This window comes from Pseudovibrio sp. SCP20 (assembly GCF_057774105.1).
Genome location: NZ_JBYMDH010000002.1, coordinates 38,604 through 60,266 on the forward strand (window position 1 = coordinate 38,604; position 21,663 = coordinate 60,266).

At 53.2% G+C, this 21,663-nt stretch carries 17 protein-coding genes; 10 read left to right on the forward strand and 7 right to left on the reverse strand.

Annotated features, from left to right (window positions below):
- Positions 1–24: 24 nt before the first annotated feature.
- The 3 genes from AC3CB2_RS08615 to AC3CB2_RS08625 all read right to left on the reverse strand — a co-directional run bounded on the left by AC3CB2_RS08615 (position 25) and on the right by AC3CB2_RS08625 (position 5,512).
- Positions 25–3,213 carry an efflux RND transporter permease subunit gene (locus AC3CB2_RS08615; protein ID WP_425328945.1) on the reverse strand — a complete coding sequence of 1,063 codons (3,189 nt, stop codon included), beginning with the start codon at positions 3,211–3,213 and terminating at the stop codon, positions 25–27.
- 3 nt (positions 3,214–3,216) lie between these two features.
- On the reverse strand, positions 3,217–4,374 hold the full coding sequence (locus tag AC3CB2_RS08620) for an efflux RND transporter periplasmic adaptor subunit (RefSeq protein WP_352932958.1): 1,158 nt from the start codon (positions 4,372–4,374) through the stop codon (positions 3,217–3,219).
- 208 nt (positions 4,375–4,582) lie between these two features.
- On the reverse strand, positions 4,583–5,512 hold the full coding sequence (locus tag AC3CB2_RS08625) for an SDR family NAD(P)-dependent oxidoreductase (RefSeq protein WP_352932956.1): 930 nt from the start codon (positions 5,510–5,512) through the stop codon (positions 4,583–4,585).
- 231 nt (positions 5,513–5,743) lie between these two features.
- On the opposite strand from AC3CB2_RS08625, the gene AC3CB2_RS08630 reads away from it, so the two are divergent.
- The 4 genes from AC3CB2_RS08630 (at position 5,744) to AC3CB2_RS08645 (ending at position 10,644) form a co-directional block, all read left to right on the forward strand.
- Positions 5,744–6,529, forward strand: coding sequence for a potassium channel family protein (locus AC3CB2_RS08630; RefSeq protein ID WP_008548223.1), 786 nt, complete (start codon positions 5,744–5,746; stop codon positions 6,527–6,529).
- 160 nt (positions 6,530–6,689) lie between these two features.
- The gene (locus AC3CB2_RS08635; RefSeq protein ID WP_352932954.1) at positions 6,690–7,520 is read left to right on the forward strand and encodes a CE1 family esterase; all 831 of its coding nucleotides are present in this window, start codon (positions 6,690–6,692) and stop codon (positions 7,518–7,520) included.
- Between the two features lie 197 nt (positions 7,521–7,717).
- Entirely contained in the window at positions 7,718–9,004 is a 1,287-nt protein-coding gene (locus AC3CB2_RS08640) for a CaiB/BaiF CoA transferase family protein (protein ID WP_352932952.1), read from the forward strand.
- Positions 9,005–9,006: 2 nt separating this feature from the next.
- Positions 9,007–10,644, forward strand: a complete 1,638-nt coding sequence (locus tag AC3CB2_RS08645; protein WP_352932950.1) for a thiamine pyrophosphate-binding protein — start codon at positions 9,007–9,009, stop codon at positions 10,642–10,644.
- Between the two features lie 21 nt (positions 10,645–10,665).
- On the opposite strand, the gene AC3CB2_RS08650 is transcribed toward AC3CB2_RS08645, so the two are convergent.
- Both AC3CB2_RS08650 and AC3CB2_RS08655 read right to left on the reverse strand, forming a co-directional pair.
- The gene (locus AC3CB2_RS08650; protein WP_008548580.1) at positions 10,666–11,190 is read right to left on the reverse strand and encodes a DUF302 domain-containing protein; all 525 of its coding nucleotides are present in this window, start codon (positions 11,188–11,190) and stop codon (positions 10,666–10,668) included.
- 113 nt (positions 11,191–11,303) lie between these two features.
- Positions 11,304–12,509 (reverse strand): YeeE/YedE family protein, encoded by a 1,206-nt coding sequence (locus tag AC3CB2_RS08655; protein ID WP_352932948.1) that lies wholly within the window; start codon positions 12,507–12,509, stop codon positions 11,304–11,306.
- A gap of 467 nt (positions 12,510–12,976) precedes the next feature.
- Here AC3CB2_RS08655 and AC3CB2_RS08660 point away from each other — a divergent pair, with 467 nt between their 5' ends.
- Positions 12,977–14,362 carry a tetratricopeptide repeat protein gene (locus AC3CB2_RS08660; RefSeq protein ID WP_352932946.1) on the forward strand — a complete coding sequence of 462 codons (1,386 nt, stop codon included), beginning with the start codon at positions 12,977–12,979 and terminating at the stop codon, positions 14,360–14,362.
- A gap of 100 nt (positions 14,363–14,462) precedes the next feature.
- Positions 14,463–15,614 carry an OpgC family protein gene (locus tag AC3CB2_RS08665; RefSeq protein ID WP_008548616.1) on the forward strand — a complete coding sequence of 384 codons (1,152 nt, stop codon included), beginning with the start codon at positions 14,463–14,465 and terminating at the stop codon, positions 15,612–15,614.
- 108 nt (positions 15,615–15,722) lie between these two features.
- Here AC3CB2_RS08665 and mdoH read toward each other — a convergent pair whose 3' ends face one another.
- The gene (gene mdoH / locus AC3CB2_RS08670) at positions 15,723–17,597 is read right to left on the reverse strand and encodes a glucans biosynthesis glucosyltransferase MdoH (protein WP_352932944.1); all 1,875 of its coding nucleotides are present in this window, start codon (positions 17,595–17,597) and stop codon (positions 15,723–15,725) included.
- 114 nt (positions 17,598–17,711) lie between these two features.
- On the opposite strand from mdoH, the gene AC3CB2_RS08675 reads away from it, so the two are divergent.
- The 4 genes from AC3CB2_RS08675 to AC3CB2_RS08690 are packed head-to-tail and all read left to right on the forward strand — an operon-like array spanning position 17,712 to position 21,047.
- On the forward strand, positions 17,712–18,689 hold the full coding sequence (locus tag AC3CB2_RS08675; protein WP_352932942.1) for a zinc-dependent alcohol dehydrogenase: 978 nt from the start codon (positions 17,712–17,714) through the stop codon (positions 18,687–18,689).
- An 18-nt stretch (positions 18,690–18,707) separates the two neighbouring features.
- Entirely contained in the window at positions 18,708–19,127 is a 420-nt protein-coding gene (locus tag AC3CB2_RS08680; protein ID WP_008548247.1) for a 6-pyruvoyl trahydropterin synthase family protein, read from the forward strand.
- The gene (locus AC3CB2_RS08685) at positions 19,120–20,229 is read left to right on the forward strand and encodes a glycosyltransferase family 4 protein (protein WP_352932940.1); all 1,110 of its coding nucleotides are present in this window, start codon (positions 19,120–19,122) and stop codon (positions 20,227–20,229) included. The genes AC3CB2_RS08680 and AC3CB2_RS08685 overlap by 8 nt, the downstream gene beginning before the upstream one ends.
- A complete protein-coding gene (locus tag AC3CB2_RS08690) occupies positions 20,226–21,047 on the forward strand; it encodes a glycosyl transferase family 1 (protein ID WP_352932937.1) in 822 nt (273 codons plus the stop codon). The genes AC3CB2_RS08685 and AC3CB2_RS08690 overlap by 4 nt, the downstream gene beginning before the upstream one ends.
- 32 nt (positions 21,048–21,079) lie before the next feature.
- On the opposite strand, the gene AC3CB2_RS08695 is transcribed toward AC3CB2_RS08690, so the two are convergent.
- Positions 21,080–21,649, reverse strand: a complete 570-nt coding sequence (locus AC3CB2_RS08695; protein ID WP_352932935.1) for an NUDIX domain-containing protein — start codon at positions 21,647–21,649, stop codon at positions 21,080–21,082.
- Between the last annotated feature and the right edge of the window lie 14 nt (positions 21,650–21,663).

Here is a 21,663-nt window from a genome sequence, read left to right on the forward strand (position 1 = left end):
ATTGTTGCCATGTTTTCAGCTAGATCAGCTATCAGATGGCTTTTCTTCTTTGCCATCGCTTGCTGCCAGTTCTCCGCCAGTGCCTTTGGCTGCACGGCCTTCCTCGATGGTCCAGCCTGCCTTTTCGCGCATCCATTGGAAGCTGACGTAAAGGGTTGGGATGAGGAAGATGCCGATAGTTGCTGAGAACAGCATGCCAGCCAGCACCGGAACGCCCACGGCAACCATCGCTCCTGCACCCGGACCAGATGCGATCACCAATGGCACCAGACCTGCGGAGAATGCCAATGATGTCATCATCACCGGACGGAAACGCAGGCGTGCGCCTTCAATGGCGGACTCGTAGAGCCCCATGCCATCAATGCGTTTTTCAAGTGAGAACTCATTCATCAGGATCGCGTTCTTACCAGCCAGTGCGATCAGAATGACCATACCGATCTGCGCGTAGAGATCGAACGCCAATCCGAAGATCCAGAGACTGAGCAAAGCACCTGCCAAGGCCGGGGCCACGGAAAGCAGAACCGGTATTGGTGTGTTCCAGCTTTCATAGAGAGCCACGAGGAACAGGTAGGCGAACAGGAAGGCCAGACCGAGCACCAACGCTGTTTGGCCTGCTGCTTCTTTCTGTTCCAGCGCCAGACCGGTCCACTCATAGGCATAGCCCTTTGGCAAGGCTTCGGCGGCCACACCTTCCATTGCGGTCAAAGCTTCGCCCAGGCCAGCTCCCGGAGCAGCGTTGCCGTTGAAGGAGACTGCACGGTAGTTGTTGTAACGTGTGATGGTGTTTGCACCACGCGACAGCTCCGTGTGCACAACGGAGGACAGCTCCACCATCTCACCGGTATCGGAACGGACAAAGATGGAGCCAATGTCTTCAACACCAGAGCGGTACTTCTGTTCAGCTTGCAGGCGGACGGTCCATGTCCGGCCATAGAGGTTGAAGTCGTTGATGTAGTAGCCGCCCAGCGTTGCCTGCAATGCGTTGTAGACGCTGGCGATGTTGAGGCCGAGCACCTGCGCGCGCTCACGGTCCAGCTGTACATTCAGCTGAGGTGTGTTTGCGTTGAAGGTGGTGAAGAACGATGCGATATCAGGCGCTTCATTCGCCGCCACGATCAGAGAGCGGGAGACTTGTGCAAGGACCGTCGGATCCTGTCCTTCCAGCGCTTCCATAATGAACTCGAAACCACCTACGGTGCCAAGGCCATCAATCGCCGCCGGGTTGACCGGGAAGAAGGTTGCCTCAGGAATACCGGCCAGCGATCCGTAAGTTCGGTAGACGAAGGCGAAGGAAGACAGTTCGCGAGATGGACGTTCCTCATAGTCTTTGAGTTTGACGAAGAAGACACCTGCGTTTGGTGAGGAACCACCGCCTGCCAACAGGTCAAGACCAATGATCATGGTGGTGGAGTCCACCGCCGGATCCTTGCGGATGATCTCATCGGCTTTGCGCATGACGGCTTCCGTCCGGTTGCGAGACGCGCCCGGAGGCAGGTTGACCAGCACCATGGCGTAGCCTTTGTCCTCATCCGGCACGAAGCCATCTGGCGTGCTGGACACAATCAAGAAACCAAAGAGTGCGAAACCAACCACGGCAGGCAAAGAATACAAAGACATCTTTGCGATGCGTTTGATGAGGTTTGCATAGCCGTGACCAACATCATCAATCTTCTGAGAGATTTTGGCCATCACGCCGGTCAGGTTCTCTGACTTCATCAGGATTGCGCAAAGTGCCGGAGACAGGGACAGCGCGTTGATGGTGGAGATGACCATAGCTGCGGATATGGAGACCGCAAACTCGCGGAAGAGTACACCCGATGAGCCCGGCAAGAAGGCCACAGGCACAAACACCGAGAGCAGCACAAGCGTGGTGGCGAGCACAGGCGCAGCAATCTCACCTACGGCTTTGGAGGTTGCCTGAGCAGGTGTAAGGTCCGGGTGCTCATGCATAATGCGTTCAACGTTCTCAACGACGATGATCGCATCATCCACCACGATACCAATGGCAAGCACCAGGGCCAGCAGTGAGATTGTGTTGGCCGAATAGCCCATCATGTAAGCTACTGCGACTGCGCCGATGATCGACACCGGCACCGCGATGAGTGGGATGAGCGTTGCCCGGAACTTGCCGAGGAAGACGTAGACCACAATGGTTACAAGCACGAAGGCTTCCAGCAGGGTGTGGATCACCTTCGAGATCATCTCATTCACGAAGAGAGAGGTATCGAAGACAGAGATGTAAGTGAGGTCTTCCGGAAAGCGTTCTGCCAGATAAGCAATGCGCTCATTGACGGCTTCTGACACTGCCACCGCATTTGCACCCGGTGACAAGTAAATGCCAATCATCGCGGTTGGCTGCTGATTGTATTCTGCCAGCACGTCAAAGGAGGCACTGCTGAGTTCTACGCGAGCCACGTTGCTGAGGTGGACGACAGATCCATCCGGATTGGCGCGCAGAACGATGTTCTGGAACTCCTCAACGGTGTTCAAGCGGCCTTTCGCTGTGACTGTCAGCTGAAGTTGCTGGTCCGCAGCCAGTGGCGCAGCACCGATGCGGCCTACAGCTGCCTGTTTGTTTTGAGATTGAACAGCAGAGATGACGTCTTCTGCTGTCAGATTGAGAGCTCTGAGTTTGACCGGATCCAGCCAGATACGCATGGAGTAATCCTGCGCGCCGAATACGCTGGCATCCCCTACCCCCGGAATACGCTTCAGTTCGTCTACGATGTTGATGGTGACGTAGTTGGAAATGAAGAGCCCGTCGTGGGTTTGATCGGGAGAGTAAAAGGAGATCGCCTGCAGCAGGTCACCTGCCTTTTTGGTGACGTTGACGCCCTGATCCCGCACTTCCTGTGGGAGCTTACTCTCGATCGTACTTATTCGGTTCTGAACGTTCACCGCGTTGATGTCAGGATTGGTGGTCAGATCGAAGTAAACCGTTAGCGAGTAGGTGCCATCGCTGGATGAAGACGACTTCATATAGCGCATGCCATCCACGCCGTTGACCGCCCCTTCGATAGGCTGGCCCACACTCTCTTCCACCGTGAGCGCATCTGCACCAATGTAGGTGGCGTTCACCTGCACAGTTGGCGGTGCAATTGTTGGATACTGAGAGACCGGAATGGAGAAAATCGAGATCGCGCCGACAACGACGATCAGGATCGAAATCACCATCGCCAACCGCGGTCGGCGAATAAACATGTCATAGATCATGGTTTACTGACCTGCCAGCTGCGCGTTGACTTTGATTCCCGGACGGACTTTCTGAATGCCGGAGGTGATCACCAGATCGCCTTCTTCCAGCCCACTGCCAACGATGACGAGGCCGTTGATCTGATCAACAACGGTGATACGCTGCTGTTCCACCACATCTTCGTTGTTCACCTTCAGCACGTATGGACCTTCCTGATCCAGCAGCAGTGCGGATTGAGAAACGACGAGCACAGGTGCTGCATCTTTCGGGTTGGCGACCACATCAACCAGCTGATGATCAAAGAGGACATGATCAGGGTTCTCGAACACAGCATAGGCGGTGACGGTGTCAGTGCCCGGATTGGCTTCCGCTTCCAGGAAGTCCAGCTTGCCGTCGTGTTGATAGAACTTGCCGTCAGACAGGCGGATGCGAATGAGGATGTTGTCTGTTTCCAGATTGTCTGCCCGCTGTGCCTGCAAGATCAGCGCCTGAGGAACAGGGAAGGCAACGCGGATCGGATCCAGAGAGGTGATGGTCGCCAGTGTGCCGCTGTTGGCATTTACGTAGGCACCTTCTTTAAACGCGGAGGTTCCGATCTGGCCATCCAGGGGAGCACGGATTTCGGTGTAGCTCAGGTCAAGTTCGGAGAGTTTGAGGTCTGCCTGACGAAGAGCGAGAGTGGCGTTGGCTTCTTTGAGGTTGGCGCGGGCCGTGTCTAGTTCTGAGACCGAGATCGTGTCCCGATTGACCAGCTGCTCCTTACGGTCGAAGTCGACCTTTGCCAGATCCACCTTGGCCTGAGCGCTTTCCAGATTGGCCTGGGACTGCTCAACGGCGAACTCGTACGGCTCCTGCTGGATCACGTAGAGAAGATCGCCTTGTTTGACGGTTTGTCCTTCCTTGAACTCCAGCGGCTCAAGGAATCCGCCAACACGTGCGATGAGGGCGACCTGACTGATTGCCTCGGTACGCCCTGCGAAAACGCGTTCTTCTTCAATAACTTCTTTGCGCGCAGGTTCTACAAGAACACCCGGTGGCGGGGGTGCTGCCTCTTGCGCATTGACCACTCCTGAAATGAGGAAACTGCCAAGAGACGCCACTAGAAATGAAGTGGCGACTTTACGAGCAGATGAAATCAAACTTCCATTCCGGCCGGCAGGGAATTCAATTTTATTTTTCATTTTTTACTCTTACACATTGAGAATTGCTGGCAGCACTTGCCTAACATTACCCTAGGGAAGTGACTCAATCCTTGATGGCTTGGGCACAGCTGGAGTCTTCGCTGCCAAGGTGCCCTGGCGACGTTGCGTTCAAGTCGGATTGAGAAGTGAAGTTCTCCTCTCACTTTCGTGAGGGAAAGCCCGTGACCGCTGTCACAAAAAGCGGTTTCTAGGTGTTTTTACACTCACTCGCCTGTGCCAGTTGTACAAGCTGTTGGGTGTCTTCCCAGAACTTGCGCCGCGTTTCAGCATCAAGAAAATGCTTGTCTGGTGGGTATTTGGTACCGCATTCGTAGAAGCCGCCGGTCTTCTCCGCAAAATCCTGCGAGAGCAGCATGTGCATGGCAGGCAGTGCTGCGTAGGGCGCGGACTTGCCGACTAATGAGCTCTTCATGCCCAGCCAGAAGCGCCTTGCTGCGCTGTAGCCCTGTATCTGTTTGGTGAGGACAAGACCGGGGCCAAAGGCGTTGATGCAGATCTCTGTGTCTTTCAGCTGCTCTGCGATCTCGGCAAGGAAGAGAAGGTTGCAGTTGGTGTGGGCCTTGCGACGTTCCCAGTTGTTGAGTTTGCAATCCGGATTGTTGAGCAGCCTCATGTTGGGCAGCTCAAACCGGGTGGCTGGACTGGCGAAGGAGACGACACGGGGTGCTTTCTGCTTCTTCAGCAGAGGCGTGAGTTTGTTGAGGAGTTGGAACCGGCTGAGGTAGATGACAGCAAAGCCTGCCTCGATCCCCTCTTTTGTGATGCCGTGAAAGCCAGGGATTTCGCTGGCGCAGAGGACAACACGGCTCAGGTCTGGCAGCTTTTGCTGGATCTCGTTGGCGAGGCGATCCACCTCTGAGATGAGCGAGAGGTCTGCAACGAAGCTGCGGTGGGAGCGATTGGGACCAGCTTCGCCAACCTCTTTGAGGACGGATCTCAATTTATCCTTGGACCGGCCTACGAGGACCAGACTTTGGCCAGCATCTGCCAGACGGATTGCAAGTGCCCTGCCGATGCCATCCGTTGCGCCCGTTACCAGACAGGTGTTGTTGGTTGCCCGCCATTCCTCCAAATACCCGGGAGGTGGCGGCACCGGAATGGCCTTGGCTTTTTTCATGCCGGAAGTAGAGCAGAAACCCTTTAATCAGTTGCAGAATTTTTCGATAAACTCACTGAGGGAAAACGTAAGGGTTTACTTGCCACTTGGCCGCCCGCCTTAGCGGAACGTCTGCAACAGCGGTTCACACGAAAGTTTTTGCGCCGGGATCTTGAGTGACTTTGCAGAAAACCCCAGATTTGCTAGTAGATTTTGATCGGGCGACACGTCGGGATTAGGGGATTTAGATTTATGCAGGAAGCAATAACCGATTTCAGGGGCGCTTTACGACGTCTCTATTTCGGGCAGACCACCGCAGCGCGTTCCTGGCGTATTGGGCTGTTGATGTTCGATGTGGTGACGATCCTCTACTTCGTGCTTTCTGCCACACTTCCGCAGTTGGAAAGCTACCCACGACTGGACTGGGCTATCGGCTTCATCCTGCTGGTTGATTATGGCTTCCGCCTCGCGATTGCTCTGCGGCCCTTCAGAGCAGCATTTGACAGCACGGCGCTTGCGGATCTGATTGTGATCCTTTCGCTGTTTGCTGAAGCGTTCATAGAGAACCTCGGCTTCCTGCGGGTGATCCGCATGCTGCGATTGCTGCGCTCCTATCATGTGGTGAAGGATTTGCGAGAGACGTTCTCGTGGTTCAAAGAACATGAAGAGATCATCAACTCGGCCCTGAACCTGATGGTTTTCGTGTTTATGGTGAGCGCGGTTGTTTATGTGATCGAGGCGCAGCTGAACCCGGACATCAACTCCTACATGGATGCGCTGTACTTTACCGTCACCACGCTGACGACGACTGGCTACGGCGATATCACTATGACGGATACGATGGGTCGCGGGATTACGATCGTCATCATGGTGTTTGGCGTGGCTCTGTTTTTGCGGCTGATCCAGACCATTTTCCGTCCGTCGAAAGTCAAATACGCCTGTCCTGATTGTGGCCTTAATCGTCACGATAATGACGCCGTTCACTGCAAGCATTGCGGCAATACCTTGCACATTCCCACGGAAGGGGAATGGCAGTAGGCCCTTTCGCGGTAAGCCGTAAATGACAGCATCATTTTTGAGAGTAAGACCGCCCTTGAGGCGTATGTTAGCATAATCAAAATTAATCTCGGCAATTCGTGGATTTATCCATGAGTTTCAAAGAGTTCGATCCGAGAAACCGGCAAGAAGTGGAATGGGCATGAGCCTTATTACAAGTGCGATTACGTTTGCTACTGTGGTTATTTCAGGGTTGGTTCCCAATGCAAGTATGGCTGAGGAAGCGACCTGTGGCGTGACGGCGCCGTGCGAAGTTGAGAGCGGTGAATACTATATTGCACTTCCGGATTCTCCTGCCAACGATGAACAGATTGGCGCCATAATCTACCTACACGGGTGGAAGGGCAAAGCTGATCGCGCCATTGAGAACAAGGCTCTGCGCAACCTCGCAAACGAGCTTGGTGTCGCTTTGATTGTGCCGCAGGGCGTGGGCGGTTCCTGGTCTTACCCGGGCTCCCCAAGTCAGGATCGCAACGAGTTCAAGTTCTTCGATGAGTTGCTGGCAGACGTTTCTGATCGTTTCCCGATTGATCGTGAGAAAATCCTGCTTTCCGGCTTTTCTATGGGCGGCTCCATGGTTTGGAATCTGGCCTGCTATAAAGGCGAAAACTATGCCGGTTTTGCTCCAATTGCCGGTGCCTTCTGGGATCCTATTCCAGAGAAGTGTCCGTCTCCATTGACCAACCTGTACCACACACACGGCGTTGAAGATAAAACCGTTCCGATGGTGGGCCGGGCCATTGGCGCGAACTGGCGTCAGTCTGATGTGTTTGACAGTCTAGATGTATGGAAGCGGCAGGCTGGACTTTATGGCACCGAGCCAACGTCCATCACTGCCGGCGAGCTGGAGTGTGATGTGTGGTCTGCTGAAGGTGAGAAGCTGGAGCTTTGCCTTCATGATGGTGGCCACTCCATGAAAGCCAACTGGATCCGCCGTGCATGGCTTGATCTTGCCAACACCAAGCACTGGTAAAACCCACAGGTCCATCACGCTGGAAACTGTAAATTTCACGGGTCATCACGATACTGTGTGATTTTCCAGTTTGTTGTGGTGGGCCTTTTCCGAGTGCTCTAACGTCTCTCCAAAATTTGCTGGATTGCTGCATGTGACAGGGTCAGTCACCCTCCATTTGCGGCCAATCTTGCCTCAATACCAATGGATTAGACGGTTTGATTTCTCAACGAGACGGTGAACAGCACCACTCTTCCAACAACGCCAAAGGGCCACTGGATGGCCTTGTGGTGCTTGACCTTTCCCGCATTCTGGCAGGCCCAACCTGCACCCAGCTGCTGGGCGACATGGGCGCTGAGATCATCAAGATTGAACACCCGCAGCGCGGCGACGATACCCGTAAGTGGGGGCCTCCTTTCCTGAAAGGCAAAGACGGGGCTGACACTGGCGAGAGCGCCTATTACCTCAGCTCCAACCGCAACAAGCATTCACTTGGCATCGACATGCGCTCTGAAGAAGGCGTGGAGATGCTGAAGGAGCTGGCAGCGACCGCCGATGTGGTTATCGAGAACTTCAAGGTTGGTGACCTTGCCCGCAAAGGGCTGGGTTATGATGATCTGCGCGCGAAAAATGATCGTTTGATCTACTGTTCCATTACCGGCTTTGGCCAGACAGGTCCATATTCTCATCGTGCAGGCTATGACGCGCTGATCCAGGCCATGGGCGGGATTATGAGCATCACGGGCCTCCCTGAGGAGGAAGGTGGTAGCCCAACCAAGATTGGTGTTGGCATTGCTGATGTGATGTGCGGCATGTACGCCTGTAACGCTATTCTGGCGGCTCTGCATCACCGTGAGAAGAACGGTGAAGGCCAACATATCGATATTTCCCTGCTCGACTGTCAGGTGGCCTGGCTGATCAATCAGGGCCTTTCTTATCTGACGGATGGCAACATCCCGAAACGGCTTGGCAATGCGCACCCGACCATCGTGCCTTATGAGACCTTCCCGGCCTCCGACAAGGACTTCATGGTGGCTGTTGGCAACGACGCGCAGTACCAGCGTTTCTGCGAGGTTCTGGGCTGTCCGGAGCTAAGCACTGATCCGCGCTTTGCGACCAATGCTGACCGTGTGCGCAATCGCTCTGAGTTGGTCCCATTGCTGCGCCAGTTCACGATCAAACAAGGTGCCCAGCATTGGACAGATGAGCTTGAAGCTGTTGGTGTTCCATGTGGGCCGGTGAATGATCTGGCCGGTGTCTTCAGCGATCCGCAGATCCTGCATCGTGGCATGAAGATTTCTCTGCCACACCGGCAATCTGAAGATGGTCAGGTCAGCCTGATTGGTAACCCGATCAATTACAGCAAGACGCCGGTTACATACCGGAAAGCGCCGCCGACCCTTGGTGAGGACAGCCTTGAAGTGCTCACCAAATATCTGCAAAAAACTAGAGAAGAAATTGACGATCTCGCAGCTCGCGGTGTCGTGTCACTGGGAGATTCATAATTATGCGCGGTGCTGATCTTATTGCTCAAAAACTGCATCAGGCCGGTAGCCAGTATGCCTTCGGTATTCCGGGTGGCGAAGTTCTGGCCCTTATGGATGCGCTCAACCTTGCCGGGTTGAAGTTCAATCTAGTGAAGCATGAAAACGCTGGTGGTTTCATGGCTGAAGGTGCATGGCATGGCCTTGCACGCCAAGGCACAGATGCACCTGTTGTTTTGCTGGCAACGCTTGGCCCGGGTGTGACCAATGCGGTCAACGTGGTGGCCAATGCTTTTCAGGATCGTGTTCCGATGATCTTCCTGACAGGGTGTGTGGATGCAGCTGAGGCTGAGACCTACACCCACCAGGTGATGGACCATCAGCAGTTACTGCGCCCTATCGTGAAAGCCAGCTTCAAAGCCTCCGCAGGTGCGTTGAATGCCATGATGGACAAGGCGATTTCCATTGCCATGTCTGGTCAACCGGGGCCCGTGCACATTGATGTGCCGATCTCTGTTGCGGAAAGCGAAAGCACTGAAACACAGAAGGCGCCGAACTACGGTGTTCGTGCTGCCCAGCTGCCATTTGGCGATGTGCTGGAGCAGGCCCGCGATCTGCTGGGCTCGGCTCAGCGTCCTATTGCGATTGCTGGCGTGGATGCGGTCAACGTGGATGCTGGCAATGAAATTGAGGCTTTCTGTGAGGCCTATCAGATCCCACTGATCACCAGCTACAAGGGCAAGGGGCTTATTCCAGAGAACCATAAGCTTTCACTTGGTGGCGCTGGCCTTTCTCCAAAAGCCGACAAGAGCCTGATGCCATTGCTGGCGGATGCTGATCTTGTTGTGCTGATTGGTTATGACCCAATTGAGATGCGTGTAAACTGGCGTAATCCATGGAGCGAAGACACTTCAGTGATTGAGCTCACACCTGTGCTGCGCAGCCATGGCATGCACCATGTGAGCCATACGCTGGAAGGTGACATCAAGCCGACCCTGCTTTCACTCACACCAGAAGATGAGACTGGTGTTGTTCCTGAGGAGAGTGACTGGCTTCGTGACCGGATCGCACCTGCCAAAGACAAGCTAAAGGCAGACTTTGCTGCAGAGGAAAGCGGCTGGGGTCCGGCAACTGTGTTCCACGGCCTTCGTGAAGCCCTGCCGGATACCACTGTGGCTACGGCTGACAGTGGCGCGCACCGCATTCTGGTGAGCCAGATCTGGGAGAGCCTCTACCCGCGCACCATGCTGCAGAGTTCTGCGCTTTGTACAATGGCTTGTGCGTTGCCACTTGGTATCGGGCATAAGATGGCGAAGCCAGAAGATCCGGTTGTTGTATTTGTTGGTGATGCTGGCCTTGAGATGGGTCTTGGTGATCTGGCGGTTCTGCGTGATATGCAGGTGCCGTTCATTGTCTGCGTGCTGGTTGATGAAAGCCTGTCTCTGATTGAGCTGAAGCAGCGCGCCAACCAAAACCCTAATCTAGGCGTTGATTTCTCCGCCACCAACTTCCCGGCCCTTGCAGAAGCTTACGGTGGTCATGGTGTTTGGGTGGATGATGCAGAGAGCCTGAAAAAGGAAGCGAAGGCAGCGCTGGAACGCGATACCTTCACCGTTCTTGCTTGCCGCATCGACCGTAGAGCCTACGACGGCAAGCTATAGAGTATGCAAGTTGACCGTGCCTCAGGTGTTACCTGTGGCACGGTCCGCAATACGCTGGAAGACCACGTCCAGCTCCTCGCTTAGCGAGACCAGATCCTCAGATGCAGTGTCCCGATATGGCTGGAAGACGAAGCTTGGTGTCTTCCATGAGAGCGTTGCGGATCCATCTGGATTTTCCGTTAGATAAAACCGGATAGGTGCCTCGATCCCGGCTTGCACGCTGGCTGCCAGCATGCGGCGGGCGAAGTCATTGCGGAAAACGCCAATGACGTAGTTGCCGGGGATTTCGAAGCCGTTGGCTTTGGCACCGCGGGATGCACTCGCCATGCTGACCAGCAGCATGTCTTCCTCACGAATAGCTTTCTTGAGCGAATCCAGCAGTTCGTCGATTGCCTTAGTGGTTTCGATAACACGCCAGCCATTGCGCGGAAGGACCTTCCCCTGCTGCGCTTGTTCTGTTGTGATTTGAGCTTGTGATGGTTGAAAGGCGGCCATAACGAACATCAATGTTCCAACAAAGCCAAGCACACCCGTCAGAATTTTCATGGTTCAATCCTTCTCGTAATGAAATGAGTTTAAAAGCGGGAGTTGAACAGGCTGTTGTTCAGCCTCCCTCGATTTTAATAGGCCCAGTTTTAGTCGTATGCAGAACTCAGCTGTCACTTTGAAGTAACTGGCGCTGGGTCCATACCGATCAAATGGCGGACACGGGTTCCGACCATGGAACCGGCGAAGGCGAAAACGAGCCAAAGCCAACCATGCATGGAACCTGAAGTTATCCCCCCAAGGTAGGCCCCGATGTTGCACCCGTAAGCGAGGCGTGCGCCGTAGCCGAGCATCAGACCGCCGACAATCGCAGTACCAGCATCTCTGAGGTTGATCCTCTTCACCGGATTGAATTTGCCAGCCAGTCCGGCAGCCATCAGAGCGCCTAGCACGATACCGAAGTTCATGACGGATGTTGAATCTGCGAAGACCGATCTTTCAATTGCTGCGACCTGCCATTTCCAGTAGGGCCAGGTCTCTACCGGGATACCAACTGCGTAGAAAAACTTTGCACCCCAGAGCGCGAAGCCGGAGGTGACGCCCCATGGGCGGCGCAGCACAATGAACGTAAGAACGCAAACCAACGCCAATATCAACGCACCCAGAACATAGCCCCACTGGCCCTGTAAAAAGCCAGTTGTTTTGCGGGGTTTCTCCAACTCACCCCATTGTTTTTTCTCGATAAACACCGAGAATATCGCAAAGGCGATGAGCGGCAGAATCGTGATCATCAGCGCAGGGACCACCCCAAAACCGCGCACAAGCGAAAATGCCGGTAATCTTGGAAGAGAATTCCAGAACGGAAGGTGCGCTGTTGCAATCACGCTGCCTAAAACGAAGAAGGCAAGGGTGATCACCATGCGGGATGAGCCGCCTCCAACGGTGAACAAAGTGCCGGATCCACACCCGCCGCCAAGCTGCATTCCAATGCCGAAAATGAAGGCGCCAACGGCTGCTCCAACACCGAATGGAAATACGAAGCCACCGGTTGGTAAGCCAATGTCTGATCCGTATTGGAGAAGTGGGAAACTTATCAAGCAAACCAATGAGATAAGCAGGAATTGAGCGCGTAACCCCTGCCCTCTTCGCTGGGTAACAATCCGGCGCCAGGCAGCGGTAAACCCAAAGCTGGTGTGGTACAAAGCAAGGCCTGCCAGCGCCCCTATCAGCGCAGCACCGAAGACGCGCCAGCCACTGTTTTCCAATCCCAACACGGCAACCACCGCCAGAGCCATCAGCGCCCCAATGACGATTAATGTTTGTGGGGACTGAATCTGTTGATCGATATTAGTTTGTTGATAGCTACCGGTATCCGCCATGAATTCGCCACGTACTTAGTCTCTCTTGGAGCAATGACATTGCACAGTGGAGGCTAACTAGAAAATCAAGAAGCAGTGAACACTATTTTAACCAGCAAACAGAAGATTATCAAAGGGTAATAAAATACAGGTATAATAGAGCCAAATATCTAAAATCTTACTTATTATCACTATTAATAATAGTAGGATTTTACAAGAGAGCTTCTATTTGCCGCATATTTTTTCTTACTCATTAGAATGGTGTTTTCTATTTCTTCATGAGGTTGAACTATATTTTCTACATAAACAAAGCTTGCTGATATTAAACACCTTTTTGTGTGTTGAACGTCATCGCCAGTTTTGAAAGGGTTCTGATCAACAGATTTCCTGGCAGACCTGTGTCGTAAGCAATGTGAACCCAATGGCTTATCTCATGAGCATTTGCACATTGCACGAATTACCGGTCGCCCTAACCACGGGTCGCATCCATGCGCATTGATGACCAGTTCGAATACGCGGTAACACTCTCCGATAAGGGTGCATTAACACACTGGAACAACACTATTCTTGCGTTCCTCGCACATAGTGCAGCAACGCCGGAGCATCTTGCGAAAACACTGGAGGCTGATCCAGATTTTGCGCTGGCTCAGGCCGCTCGTGGCCTGTTCTGCCTTCTGCTTGGCAGACGCGAAATGACGGCAACTGCTTTTGAAGCTTACGCAATTGCAGACAAGTGCCGCAGAGATACACAGATTACAGATCGTGAAGAAGCTGTTGTCGAAGCTTTGAACGATTGGCTCCAAGGCGCCCCAAGCAAAGCTGCTGATCGCCTTGATGAAATGCTTCTCAAATACCCACGCGATGCTCTTACTCTGAAACTGGTGCACGCCATTCGCTTTGTGCTTGGCCAGCCTTCTCGTATGCGCTCCTCCATTGAAGGTGTGATTGGCGCTTATGAAGAAGACCACGTTGCCAAGGGTTACGTTCACGGCTGTTACTCCTTCGCGCTTGAAGAAAGCGGCGATTTTGAGAGAGCCGAACGCATTGGTAAAGAAGCTGTCGCGCTTCAAAATGATGACGCCTGGGGCCTGCACGCAGTCGCTCACGTGCTTGACATGACCGGCAAGACCGAAGAAGGCATCAAGTGGCTCGACGACCAGCCACAGGCCTGGGAACACTGCAACAACTTTGGCTATCACGTCTGGTGGCACCTTGCCTTGTTGCATCTGGACCGTGGCAATGTGGAGCGCGTTTTCGAACTCTACGACCAGAAATTCCGCAAGGATCACACCGACGATTACCGCGATATCTCCAACGCCGCTTCCATGTTGGTCCGTCTTGAGCTTGAGGGAATCAAGGTTGGCCACCGTTGGGAAGAACTGGCAAGCATCAGTGAGAAGCGTATCGACGATTCCTGCAATGTTTTCGCTGACTTGCACTACATGCTGACCCTGTTGGGCGATAACCGTCGTCAGTCATCTGACCGTCTTTTGGCTCGCATGCGCACCTTTGGTGAAGAAGACACCAATGAGATGGGCCATGTGACCAAAGTCGCTGGTTCTCCAACAGCTTCCGGCCTGATGCAGTTCAAGAACGGCAACTACTTCAGCGCTTATCATCACCTTGCAGAGGCACGTCCGCTGCTTCGTACAGTTGGCGGCAGCCATGCTCAGCGCGATGTGTTTGAACGCATCACGATTGAAGCAGCTCTGCGCGCTGGTCTCTGTCAGGAAGCAAAACGCATGATTGATGAGCGCACTCGCCTGAGAGGTGGTTCAGACACCTATGGCGAAACCCGCATGGCTCAGGCGACCCGTATGATGGAAGCCACTGACCTTATGCAAAGTGAACACCTGCGATTCCGCATGGGATAATTGAAGGTGCAGCTTCGGGGGATTTCGGAGCTGCATTTTACGACTTATAGTTTTTAGTTTCAGAGACACCGTGAACAAACACAATATACCGCCGACACCTATGAAAACGGCAAGCCGCCAAAGAGATCCTCGCCTCGACTTCTTCCGAGGCATCGCAATGTTCATCATCTTTATAGCCCACCTGCCTGCAAACGGGTGGGCTCTTTGGATTCCGGCTCGTTTCGGATTTTCCGATGCTACCGAGATATTTGTGTTCTGCTCCGGAATGGCCTCAGCCATCGCATTTGGTCGCGTGTTTGAGCTGCATGGCCTTGCTATGGGAAGTGCTCGCGTGCTCTTCCGCGTCTGGCAAGTTTACTGGGCGCATATCTGCCTGTTCCTTGCAGTAGCAGGCATGCTTGCGTTCCTGCAAATCAACGGCTGGACCAGTGATGACTATGTGGGAAAACTAAACCTCTGGCACTTCTTTGAAGATCCAATCTTCCAGCTTCCAGGCCTGCTGACGCTGACCTACGTACCAAACTACTTCGATATTCTGCCGATGTATCTGGTGATCCTTGCGATGCTGCCAGTGATTATGGTTGCGTATTACAAGGTTGGCCGTGGAGCGGTTGCTGCGATCATTGCTGCTTTCTGGTTGATTGCAACTTTCAGGCTGGTCGACTTTCCAGCTGAGCCTTGGTCAGATCGTCGTTGGTTCTTTAATCCGTTTGCTTGGCAGCTGCTGTTCTTTACCGGCTTTGCTTTCATCAAAGGCTGGATTCCAGCACCACCAGTCAAGAAACGCCTGTTGTTCCTGAGTGCTTCGATTATCATTCTGACAATTCCGTTCGCTTACTTCCGCATTCTCAATGAAGTGCCTGAGCTTCGCCGAATTGCGAATGATATCAGTGATCTTACCGTGAAGTCTGAGATGGGTATCCTGCGCTACATCCACTTCCTCGCTCTTGCTTATGTGGCCTGGGTGGCTGTTGGTGAAGGCGGACACCGCCTGCTCATGGGTGGCTTTGGTGGCAAAGTTGTTCGCGTGATCAAGAAGGTTGGACAACAGTCTCTGGCTGTGTTCCTCGCCAGCCTCATCCTCGCGCAGGGTCTTGCAATCTTCCGCGATGAGCTTGGCCTGAAGGGCACCATCTCTGGCGGTATTTTGGCGAATCTACTTGGTTTCGCAGGTCTGATCGCCGTTGCTTACACGGTTGCGTGGTTCAAGGGTGAACCTTGGAGAAAGCCAAAGGAAAAGCCAGCTTCCTAACAGACCTAGCTTTTCAGCACTGGAAAAGAAAAGCCGATTGCGTGAGTTCATCAAACGCAATCGGCTTTTTTGTTGAGATGCCTGAGGTTCCTTACTCAGGCAGTGCTTTCATCGTGTGGCCGCCGCCCTGTTTGCTTTGGCCAACTCCATCTCAACCCGCCGTTGCTCCTTGCTGAGGCCCTGTAGCTCAAGCGGGGTTTTCTTCTCTTCTGGCAAAGCCCAAAGACCTGAATGTTTGAAGTACATGCCAAGCACTGGTTTTGATGTGATCATCGCAAACGGGATGGTGAGCAATGGCCCAAGGATTACTGGCAGCAAGAGCCATGTATCAGCCAATGAATAGTCCATCATCCAGATAACACCACACAGACCGAAAAGCGTTTGCGGCCAAAACTTCTTGGCTGCAAGAACCAACGGAATGCCGTGCGGCTGTCGTGCCTGCCCGCCCCATTGCGTTTTTCGGCCAGCAAACAGCTGCGCGATGAAGATGCTGTGCGCGATTGCCATAACAGGTGCAAGCAGCATGGAGTAAACCAGCTCAAAGAATGCACTGATGAACACGGAGAGGAAACCGCCATATTCCTTGCGTTCACTGCGAACTGTGAGCACATGAGCCAGCGTTGCCAATTTGGGCGCGAACACCATACTCATAACGGTTACGATCAGGATGGTGCCATAGAACGGATCAAACGGCATTGTCCCGGGTGCAGCGATGGATGCTGTAAGGATCGCCATAGCTATGAAGGTGAGCCATGCAGGCGAGCCGATGAACATCAGGATCGCTAAGGCAAGCTGAATGCGGCCTAGCAGTTTAAAGCCCGGCTCACGGAGAAGCTTGAAGTACTGCAAGTTTCCGTGGCACCAGCGCAAGTCTCTACGGATAAACTCAATCAGATGCGGCGGATTTTCCTCATAACTGCCGCCCTCAACAGGCCAGACGCGAACTTCATAACCTGCATTTGCCATCATAGCTGCCTCGACCTGATCATGGCTTAGGATCGGGCCGCTCAAAGCATCTGTCCCCGGAAGAGGTTCCAACAGACAGTGCTGTGTAAACGGCTTAATGCGGAAGATTGCGTTGTGCCCCCAATACGGCCCGGAAGAGCCTTGCCACCAAGCAGCTCCCAGGGTGTAAGAACGCATGCCGAGGCGCATGCCCCATTGGAAGACACGGGTGAAGAAGGAGTTGGTCGACAAGCCTAAAACCAGCGTTTGCAAGATGCCCAAGCGCGGGTTCGCATTCATCTTGCTCACAAGATGACATAAGGCTTCAGCGGAAAGGAAACTGTCTGCATCCAACGTGATGGCGTACTCGTGCCGATCACCCCAGTTGCGGCAGAAATCCTCGACATTCCCTGCTTTAAAGCCGGTGTTTACTTCTCTTCTGCGGTAGAGCACATCAATGCGGTTTTGCCAGCGTGCTCTGAGAAGAGAGAACTCTCTCATCTCCTGTCGAATATGATCGGGGTCGTTGCTGTCACTCAGGATATACAAGGAGAAGCCATTCAGCTTCTCCAGACGATCCAGATCCTGCAACATTGCTTCCAGCTTGGCTGCAACCTCAGGAGAATCCTCGTTTCGCACGCATGAAAGCAAGGCAGTTTGCTTGTTCTGCAGCGGCTTTTTCAGGTCCAGCGTGCCGAGAGGCGTTCCAGCATAGACCTGTGCAGTAGGGTTTGAGGAGAACCTCATCAGAGCCAGACCGATGACAGCATGCCAAAAGCCAATGATAAGCCACGGTAAGGTTACCAGAAATGCGAGAAGCATCACGATTTTTGAAAGGGCGAAACCACTGGAGAACAACGTCAGTACCATGATGGTGGTGAGCACTGCCAAAGTGGCGAGAACAAGCCCTCCAAAGATCAGTCTGCGCCGGTGTAAGCGCTTATTTTCCTGATGCTTGTCGATGATGTTGGTGGAGAGCAGCTGGTCAACAAGACGAGTGTGGGCGTTCTCTTCAGGAACCCGTGATTGTTTTGTCATGTCCTACCCAAATTATTATTGTTTTTAGAGGGACCTACATTTCTGCTAGTTTCCTTTGTTCACGTTTCCCTAGAGTATATTTGTGAAAGTTTAGCGATCCGGGGAGCGGGTTTCTTGTCTGAGATAGCCAGAGCGCTTTGGTATACTGCGCCTCAAACCATTGAAATAAGAGAGGAAAAACTCTCTAAATCATCTGGTAACCGTGTTTACTTAAAAACCCACGCTTCTGCGATCAGCCGGGGTACGGAGGCCATCGTTTTCAGTGGTGATGTGCCGGTGAGCGAGCGCGAGCGGATGACTGCGCCATTTCAGGAAGGCACCTTTCCGTTCCCCGTTAAGTACGGGTATGCTAACGTTTCCGAAGTGGCTGAAACAACAGGTGATTTGAGAGCAGGCCAGCGGGTGTTTTCACTCTATCCGCATCAAAGCAATTTCCTGCTCTCCGCTGAAGCGCTCTACCCGATTCCAGAGGATTTACCGAGTACTCGGGCTACACTGGCTGCCAATATGGAGACTGCTCTGAACATCATCTGGGACGCGGGTATTCTGCCCTGTTCGCGTGTAGCTGTTGTGGGGACTGGGACCGTTGGCTCTCTAGTTGGATATTTGTGTGCCCGTATTGCGGGTGTACGCGTGACCATGATCGATGTGAACCCAAAGCGGCAAGACATTGCAGATGAATTTTCCTGCAGTTTTGCTCTGCCCGAAGTTGCGCCGGAAAATCAGGATGTTGTGGTGCATTGCAGTGCGTCTGAGTCTGGCCTCAACACCGCTATTCGCATCGCTGGCAGGGAAGCTAAGATTGTGGAGGCTTCCTGGTATGGTTCACGCCCTTCTGGCCTAGTACTTGGCGGTAGTTTTCACAGCCAACGCCTGAGCCTTGTCTCCTCGCAGGTTGGGCAAGTCGCTCCCGTTATGCGGCCACGCTGGACGCATCGCAGGCGGATGGAAGCCGCGATTTCTCTGCTGAAAGATGAGGTGCTGGATACTTTACTCGCTCCGGCAATCGAGTTTGAGAAAGCCCCACATGATCTGAAGGATGTACTTTCTGGCAAGAAGGATACTCTTTGCCAACCCATTGTTTACTCTTAGTTTTGCAAGGATTTTGAGATGTATTCAGTCGAGATCAGCAATCATATTATGATCGCGCATAGCTTAAAGGGCGAAGTTTTTGGTCCCGCCTCCCAGCTCCACGGGCTGACTGCCCACGTGCATGTAGCTATTTTTGCTGAAGAATTAGATGAGAACGGGATCGTGATCGATATCGGCAATGCATTGGATGTGCTTGCCGAGATCCTGCACCCGTTCAACTACAAGAATTTAGATGACCTGCCTCAGTTCAAAGGCCGCAACACCACCGTCGATTTTCTGTGTAGCTACATTTACCAGCGGGTGTGTGATGCTGCTTATCTGCATAAGCTGGGTCGCGAACCGGGCGAACTTAGCAAAGTGCGCGTAACCATCTCCGAAAACCCAAATGCACGCGCCTCTTATGAAGCGCCACTAACTGCATCCGAGGCTCATGAGTAACGTGCTTCCATCCATTGAAACAGCGACAACAACACAGCAAAAATCCTGCTACTTCGTGTTTCCGGGAGATCTCAATACGCCAACTGGTGGTTATCGCTATGATCGGGAGATCATTCGCGGGCTGCAAAAGCACGATTGGAAAGTCTCACTCATCAGTCTTGAGGGGGATTATCCTGCTCCATCAGATGGTGACAAAAAGCTGGCGTTGGACGCTCTGGGCGAAATCGAGGCTTTGGCTCTGATCATCGTGGATGGGCTGGCCTTGGGTGGTTCACCAGAGCTTGCTTGCAAGATCGCTGAGCACTCCACTCTGATCGCTCTGGTACACCATCCGCTGTTTCTGGAAAGCGGGATTGAGCCTGAACTGGCAAAAACTCTGCGAATTACAGAGACAGAGGCGCTGACGTTTGCAGAGCACATCATCGTCACCAGCCCTTCAACTCAGAAAACACTCGTTGCTGAGATGGGTGTTCTTGCAGAGAAGATCAGCATCGTTTTGCCAGGTGTTGATCGTCCAGATGTTTCGGTAAGTGTTTCAGCAGCGAAAGAACCGATTGCAACCAGCAAGTTACTTTGTGTCGGGTCTCTCGTTCCCCGCAAAGGGCAGCTTCATCTCGTTGAGGCACTGGGACAGCTGAAAGATCTCGACTGGCATCTGGATCTGATTGGAGAAACGAAGTTTGACCCTGAATACACGAGCCAGGTGCGCGCACAGATCAAGCGGTATGGCTTGGTGGACCGTATTCGGGTGCATGGTGGTATCCCGAAAGCTGAACTGACTGGCTTTTACCAGAGTGCCGATGTCTTTGTGCTTCCAACCTACTACGAAGGGTATGGAATGGCATTTGCGGAGGCGATGAGCTTTGGTCTACCGATTATTGCCAGTGGCGAGGGAGCTGTGGCGTCTACAGTTCCGCCAACAGCTGGTTTTCATGTTGGGGCAGGTGATCCGGTGGCTCTAAGCAAAGCAATCGAGGCCCTGCTTACAAACAAAGAGTTGCGTTCCAAGCTTTCCAAAGGCTCATTGGCTGCAGCGAATACACTGCCAGATTGGAACGACAGCGCCAAAGCATTTGCAGGCACATTGGAGGCTCACCTTTGAGTGGATTTTCTTCTGAGTGGCTCTCACTGCGCCGCAAAGCTGACCGGCGAGCACGCAATAAAGACATTATGCAGAAATTCTGCAACTGGTTGGTGGAACATGCCCCCAAGGACGGGCCTCTCAAGCTGATTGATGTTGCTGCGGGGACTGGATCTTTTCTGCAGGATCTGGCTGAGCATATCGGGCCGAACAGAGAACAGGTCTGGTTGCTGATTGATAACGACCCTGAACTGCTGAAGGTTGCGAAGGATACCCCTCCTCCTTTCCCTCAGACCCGCACCAAAACAGACCTCTGTGAGCTGACTGACGCCGGTTCTCTTAAAGTTCTTGAGGGGCATCATGGCGTTGTCACTTCAGCCTTCCTCGATCTGGTAAGCGCGCATTGGTTGGATAGTTTCGTGGCGCGTATGCGGCAGTTGAAACTGCCGTTTCTTGCGGGGCTTTCTTACAACGGGATATTGCTCAGCCAGCCACACCATCCGACAGATCGGCTCATTCAGCGAGCCTTCAACCAACATCAGGCAACTGACAAAGGGTTTGGCTCAGCACTGGGGCCGCTGGGTGGCTTCCATGCGCACGAACGGTTGCTGAAGGCGGGCTACACTTGCTTCACGGGACGATCGGACTGGATCTGTAAGCCAGAAGAGGATGAACTCCAACTTGAGTTGATTAAGGGATGGGCTGAGGCTGCGCGGGAGATCGGCGTTCCTGACAGTATCGTCGATGATTGGCTGGACTATCGCCTGACTGCTATCGGAAAAGGCAAATCGCAGTTGCAAGTTGGGCACGTTGATATTGTAGGGCTTCCGCCGCTCTAACAGCATAGAAGCAGTGGTTATGTTGATGAGCTTTAGATTCCAATGCCTTTGAGAAGCAGTGCTTGTGTCAACATGAAGAGGCGCGGGCAGCGGATTTCCTGATTGTCGTAGAGACTGCGCAGTTCTTCAAAGGACAGTTCAACAACCTCAATATCTTCGTCATCATCTAGATTTCGACTTTCGACGTTGAAATCACCGGAGGTGTATTCCGCTAAAAAGAAGTGCGCTCGCTCTGCCAGACGCGCTGGATTGATGAAGACATTTGCGATTTTTTGCAGGTTTGTTAGCTGACAGCCCAACTCTTCTTGCGCTTCCCGTTTGCAGGCTTCTTCAATGGAGAGGTCGCTAATCTCAATCCCGCCAGCGCAGGCTTCCAGGATGATCTCTTCTTCCATGATGTAAGGTGCCACACGCAGCTGTTTGACCAACAGCACCGTCTTCGCAGTAGGGTCATACGCAAGCACTGCGATGGAATCGCCATAAACCCAAACCGGATCAGTCGTGATGTGTTCCCGGCCATCTTCATGGATAACACGGACCTCAACTTCTTCAATCTGCCCTTTAACTTCGAGAAGAGAGGTGCGTCTGATGAGCTCTGGCATGCGTGCGTCCTTAT

Coding starts and splice junctions, on each gene's coding strand:
- AC3CB2_RS08615 (WP_425328945.1), bottom strand. CDS start 3,213: ATGATCTATGACATGTTTATTCGCCGACCGCGGTTGGCGATGGTGATT.
- AC3CB2_RS08620 (WP_352932958.1), bottom strand. CDS start 4,374: ATGAAAAATAAAATTGAATTCCCTGCCGGCCGGAATGGAAGTTTGATT.
- AC3CB2_RS08625 (WP_352932956.1), bottom strand. CDS start 5,512: ATGAAAAAAGCCAAGGCCATTCCGGTGCCGCCACCTCCCGGGTATTTG.
- AC3CB2_RS08630 (WP_008548223.1), top strand. CDS start 5,744: ATGCAGGAAGCAATAACCGATTTCAGGGGCGCTTTACGACGTCTCTAT.
- AC3CB2_RS08635 (WP_352932954.1), top strand. CDS start 6,690: ATGAGCCTTATTACAAGTGCGATTACGTTTGCTACTGTGGTTATTTCA.
- AC3CB2_RS08645 (WP_352932950.1), top strand. CDS start 9,007: ATGCGCGGTGCTGATCTTATTGCTCAAAAACTGCATCAGGCCGGTAGC.
- AC3CB2_RS08650 (WP_008548580.1), bottom strand. CDS start 11,190: ATGAAAATTCTGACGGGTGTGCTTGGCTTTGTTGGAACATTGATGTTC.
- AC3CB2_RS08655 (WP_352932948.1), bottom strand. CDS start 12,509: ATGGCGGATACCGGTAGCTATCAACAAACTAATATCGATCAACAGATT.
- AC3CB2_RS08660 (WP_352932946.1), top strand. CDS start 12,977: ATGCGCATTGATGACCAGTTCGAATACGCGGTAACACTCTCCGATAAG.
- AC3CB2_RS08665 (WP_008548616.1), top strand. CDS start 14,463: ATGAAAACGGCAAGCCGCCAAAGAGATCCTCGCCTCGACTTCTTCCGA.
- mdoH (WP_352932944.1), bottom strand. CDS start 17,597: ATGACAAAACAATCACGGGTTCCTGAAGAGAACGCCCACACTCGTCTT.
- AC3CB2_RS08680 (WP_008548247.1), top strand. CDS start 18,708: ATGTATTCAGTCGAGATCAGCAATCATATTATGATCGCGCATAGCTTA.
- AC3CB2_RS08685 (WP_352932940.1), top strand. CDS start 19,120: ATGAGTAACGTGCTTCCATCCATTGAAACAGCGACAACAACACAGCAA.
- AC3CB2_RS08695 (WP_352932935.1), bottom strand. CDS start 21,649: ATGCCAGAGCTCATCAGACGCACCTCTCTTCTCGAAGTTAAAGGGCAG.